Origin of the sequence: Microbispora sp. GKU 823, assembly GCF_002027145.1 — a bacterium.
GTDB classification, from domain to species: domain Bacteria; phylum Actinomycetota; class Actinomycetes; order Streptosporangiales; family Streptosporangiaceae; genus Microbispora; species Microbispora siamensis.
The window spans coordinates 1-4,806 of the sequence record NZ_MWJN01000202.1; the positions used below are offsets into that span (position 1 = coordinate 1).

4 protein-coding genes and 2 pseudogenes are annotated in these 4,806 nt (G+C 68.4%); 4 read left to right on the forward strand and 2 right to left on the reverse strand.

Annotation, left to right across the window (positions count from 1 at the left end):
• Together B1L11_RS43895 and B1L11_RS43900 are read right to left on the reverse strand one after the other, a co-directional pair.
• Positions 1-236, reverse strand: a pseudogene (locus tag B1L11_RS43895) (glycoside hydrolase family 11 protein); the annotation flags it as partial.
• A 370-nt stretch (positions 237-606) separates the two neighbouring features.
• Positions 607-1,005, reverse strand: coding sequence for an ACT domain-containing protein (locus B1L11_RS43900; RefSeq protein WP_079321056.1), 399 nt, complete (start codon positions 1,003-1,005; stop codon positions 607-609).
• A gap of 143 nt (positions 1,006-1,148) precedes the next feature.
• Between B1L11_RS43900 and B1L11_RS43905 the strand changes: the two genes are divergently transcribed.
• The 4 genes and pseudogenes from B1L11_RS43905 to B1L11_RS43920 all read left to right on the forward strand — a co-directional run.
• Positions 1,149-1,685, forward strand: a complete 537-nt coding sequence (locus tag B1L11_RS43905) for an adenylate kinase (protein WP_079321054.1) — start codon at positions 1,149-1,151, stop codon at positions 1,683-1,685.
• A gap of 556 nt (positions 1,686-2,241) precedes the next feature.
• Positions 2,242-3,813 carry an alpha-L-arabinofuranosidase B gene (locus tag B1L11_RS43910; RefSeq protein ID WP_218671693.1) on the forward strand — a complete coding sequence of 524 codons (1,572 nt, stop codon included), beginning with the start codon at positions 2,242-2,244 and terminating at the stop codon, positions 3,811-3,813.
• 10 nt (positions 3,814-3,823) lie between these two features.
• A complete protein-coding gene (locus B1L11_RS43915; RefSeq protein WP_079321055.1) occupies positions 3,824-4,360 on the forward strand; it encodes a hypothetical protein in 537 nt (178 codons plus the stop codon).
• A gap of 173 nt (positions 4,361-4,533) precedes the next feature.
• A pseudogene (locus tag B1L11_RS43920) lies at positions 4,534-4,806 on the forward strand (hypothetical protein); the annotation flags it as partial.

Consider the following 4,806-nt stretch of genomic DNA (forward strand, 5'->3'; position numbering starts at 1 on the left):
GAGGTGCTGTAGTTCCCGCCGGACCCCAACTCCATGGAGACCGTGCCCTGGCTGTCGGTCCAGAACGAATAGAAGTAGCCGTTGTTGGTGCCCGTCTGATTCGTCGTCACGGCCGCGTGCGCGACACCGGGCAGCATCGCCACGGCCGCGGCCAGCACCACGGCACAGGCCCGGACGACGAGCAGCCTGACACGGCCGCGTCTGCGGCCTTTCCAATGAGCGGGGGCGTCGATCATGCGCACTTCCTCCTCGTGAAGGCTGGCGGGGGGCCAGGCGGCGTACGACGCTCGCGGGGCGCGTCAGCGGGGGCGGTTCGCGGCCGCCGCAGATCAGTGCCGTACGCCTCCGAAAGTATCGGAGCTTTGTCGAAAGTATCGGACCGCACTTGTCAAGCTGTCAACGATTCCTGTAATGCCGCCGAAACCTTATGCTGAGAGAAATGCGCATTGTCCCTGGTCGAGCGTCATCATCGGGCCAATGAACGACCGGGTGACGCATACGGAATCAAGGCCGAAGTCCTTGAAAGTTTCAGGTAGGAACCGGAGTCCATGCCGCACTCGCTCTTACGAAGGCGTGCGTGCTGAATCGCGCCGCAACGTCCGTTGGTCAGGCGAAGCGTCGCGCGAGGTCCTCCAGCACGGCCACCGCCTCGGCGGCACGCTCGTACGGCACGAAGAGATGGTCGTGGTGGAAACCCGCGACGACGTTGCAGCTCAGGCCTGCGGCGGCGAGTTCCCGCGCGACGGCGGCGGTCAGGCCGACCGCCTCAAGCGCCGAGTGGACGCGCAGCGTGATCCAGCCCGCGACGTACTCGTACGCCAGTCCAGCGGCGTCGGCCTCCTGCTGCGGCAGGACCAGTGTCAGCCCCTCCTCCTCGGCGACCGTGACGACGGGACGGACGCCGGGAGGGATCGCGCCGTCGACGGTGGTGAACACATAGCGGCCCGGATTGAGCCGCGGCCGCATGGCGCTCAGCAGAATGCCCAGGTCGGTCTCGCCAGTCACACCGAGCACGGTACAAGCGGCCGCACGCCGCACCCCCGTCCACCTGGTCATCGCCGCCTACGAGGCTCACCTCGTCCAAGGGCGTCCCGCGCTCGCCGGCGGGCGCGGGCCGGCCGCACGGAAACGACTGGTGGAATGTCACCGTGGACAGAGTGCTGATCGCGGGGATCTCCGGTGCGGGGAAGACGACGATGGCCAAGGCCCTGGAGCGGCGGCTCGGCCTCCCCCGTCACGAACTCGACGCGTTGCACCACGGGCCGGGCTGGACGAAGCGGCCGGAGTTCGAGTCCGACGTCGACGGCTTCTCGTCCGGGCCTCGGTGGGTGACGGAGGACCAGTACCACGGGTTCCTGCACGACCTGCTGTGGGAACGGGCGGACACCGTCATCTGGCTCGACCTCCCGCGCCGCACCGTGATGCACCGAGTCGTACGCCGCTCGCTCGCCCGCGCCGTGTCCAGGACGGAGTTGTGGAACGGCAACAAGGAGAGCGTGCGGGACTGGCTCGACCCCGGACACCCCATCCGCTGGGCATGGTCGCAGCACGAGCGGAAGCGGGCGACCACGCTGGAGCGCATCGGCCGGCATCCGCACGTCACCGTCGTACGGCTGGGCACCGCGGGCGAGGCCCGGCGGTGGCTCGCCGGCGTCGATGTTCCCGAGGACACCGGGCGACTGTGAGCGCCGGGAACGACGACGGGTGCCGGCTCTCATTCGACACGCCGTGCCGCGAAACGAGATGTTATCCATAACATTTTCGGCTTGTGATTCGGGTCGGAGACGGCGGGATTAGACGTCCGCGGGCGGCGGGTACGGCGGGCGTCCGCCGTTACTGTGAGCGATTCCGGCCCGCCCGTCAAGACCGGCAAAGGACCGAGCGGCGGCGCGTTGGCGTCGCTTGTGAAACTTTCACTCCCGTCCGTCCCACGCTCGTACGGCCGGCCCGATCCGGACGCCGCGGCGATGGGGAGGACGCTCTTCGACACCTCCTCACCAGGAGTGACTCAGGAACGATCGCCCTGGGCGGGCGGCGGCCACTCGTCCGGAAGCCAACCCCGGACGAGCCCCGAACGGCGCGAGCGAGCGTCCTCGTCGCGAATTCGGGCCTTGACGGCGACGGGTCAGACGCCAACACTGAGCGCACCGATCCCCGTGCATGACTGTGAGAGGCGGCGGCTCACAGCTGCGATTGTTAGCGCTAACAGAAACGACCGGAGACACCCCCCACCAGGAAGGCATGAAAGCCATCATGATTTCCCGATTACGGCATCTGAAGAGGACGGCGCTGTCCGCGGGCGCGACGATCGCGCTCGCCGCGGGACTGCTGGCCGGCCTCTCCGCACCGTCGGAGGCCGCCACGCAGGGGCCGTGTGACATCTACGCGGCGGGCGGCACGCCGTGCGTGGCCGCGCACAGCACCACCCGCGCCCTGTACGCGAACTACAACGGCCCGCTCTACCAGGTGCGCCGCTCGTCGGACAACACCACCCGCGACATCGGTGTCCTGAGCGCGGGCGGCGTCGCCAACGCCGCCACGCAGGACTCGTTCTGCGCGAACACCACCTGCCTGATCACGATCATTTACGACCAGTCCGGCCGCAACAACCGCCTCACCCAGGCGCCGCCCGGCGGGTTCTCCGGCCCGGCCGCGGGCGGCTACGACAACCTCGCGGTCGCGACCGCGGCACCGATCACGGTCGGCGGTCACAAGGCCTACGGCGTCTACGTGGCCCCCGGCACCGGCTACCGCAACAACGCCACCAACGGCGTCGCCAAGGGCGACCAGCCGGAAGGCATGTACGCCATTTTCGACGGCACCCACTACAACGGCGGCTGCTGCTTCGACTACGGCAACGCCGAGACCAACAGCCGCGACAACGGCAACGGCACGATGGAGGCCATCTACTTCGGCAACAACAAGGTCTGGGGCTACGGCGCCGGCAACGGTCCCTGGATCATGGCCGACCTGGAGAACGGCCTGTTCTCCGGCGTGAACCAGCACTACAACGCCGGCGACCCGAGCATCAGCCACCGGTTCCTGACCGCCATCATCAAGGGTGAGCCCAACCACTGGGCCATCCGCGGCGGCAACGCCCAGTCGGGCAGCCTGTCGACCTTCTACAACGGGGTGCGGCCCAACGTCGCGGGCTACAACCCGATGAAGAAGGAAGGGGCCATCATCCTCGGCATCGGCGGCGACAACAGCGTCGGCGCCAGGGGCACCTTCTACGAGGGCGTGATGACCTCCGGCTATCCGTCCGACGCCACCGAGAACGCCGTACAGGCCAACATCGTCGCCGCCGGGTACGCCACGTCGACGGGCGGCGTACAGAACGGCACGCTCACCCCCGGCTCGGCGATCTCACTGCGGGCGACCACGCCCGGCTACACCGACCGCTACATCCGGCACCAGAACGACAACGCCGTGACGTCGGTGATCACCTCGTCCAGCTCCACGCTGGACAAGAACGACGCCACCTGGATCGTGCGCAGCGGCCTGGCCAGCAGCTCGTGCGTGTCGTTCGAGTCGCGGAACTACCCCGGCGACTACCTGCGCCATCAGAACTACCAGCTCTACCGGCAGCGCGACGACGGCAGCTCGCTGTTCGCCGCGGACGCCACCTTCTGCCCGCAGACCGGTAAGAACGGCCAGGGCACGTCGTTCGCCTCCTACAACTTCCCGACCCGGTTCATCCGCCACTACAACAACACCGTCTACATCGCGAGCAACGGCGGCTCGAACGCCTTCGACAGCGCCACCGCATGGAATGACGACGTGAGCTGGGTCGTCTCCCAACCCTGGGCATGAGCCCTCCAGCATGAACGGAGCCGCCCCCGGCCACGGGGGCGGCTTCCGCCTTCTGCGGCATGAGACCGCCGGGCGGAGCGCCCGGCAGGAACTGCCGAAGGTGGGGGTTCCGGTCGAGATGGTCGCGCAGGAGCCCATGAAAGAACGACTTCGTCAAGCCGGTGGCCGGATGGGGTGGACCTACAAGGGGCAGTCCCTGTGCGTCTCCGGCGCGACCAGCGGAGCGACGTGCGGGCACGTGGTGGACGGCAAGTACACCGAGATCTGCGGCGAGGACATCTACGGGAACAACGAGTGCTACGACGACATGATCTCCGCCAAGCGGCCGCTCGGCAGCACGGCCGGCGGCGACAGCGGTGCGCCCGTCTTCGAGTTGACCGGCGACTCCAGCGTGGCGCGGGCGATGGGTTCCCACACGGGCAGCATCAGGACGACCTCGATCTTCGGCAGCAAGAGCGAGTGGACCATCTTCCAGGACTTCGGCACGGCCACCCGGGACTTCCCCGGGCTCGAGCCCTACCTCGGTTTCGACAAGGACCCCGTCTAACCGGCCGTTCCACGTCCGGTATGCGAGCGCCGATGTCCGCTTGACTGGTTCTGTCGGTTCACCTAACGATCTCGATGAGATTCGCCGGATTCTCTGGCAACCGGCCCCGCGCGGCGGTGTGATGACCCCTGTCCGATCTTCCCGACACCCCCACAGGGAAGGGGTCCACCTCCGTGAGACTCGCACTGCGCACCACCGCCGTCGCGGGCGCCGCTGCGGCGATGCTGCTCCCGGCCGCCCCGTCCTGGCCGGACTCGGCCGCGGACGGATCCGGCTCCCGGGTGTCCTGCACGGCGACGCTGTCGGCGCCGACACGTGAGGCGGCCTTCGGCGAGGCGGCCGAGGCGACGGGCGTGCCCGAGCCGCTGTTGAAGGCAGTGGCGTACATGCTGTCCCGGTGGGACGACCACCAGGGCAGGCCGAGCTCTGACGGCGGCTACGGCGTG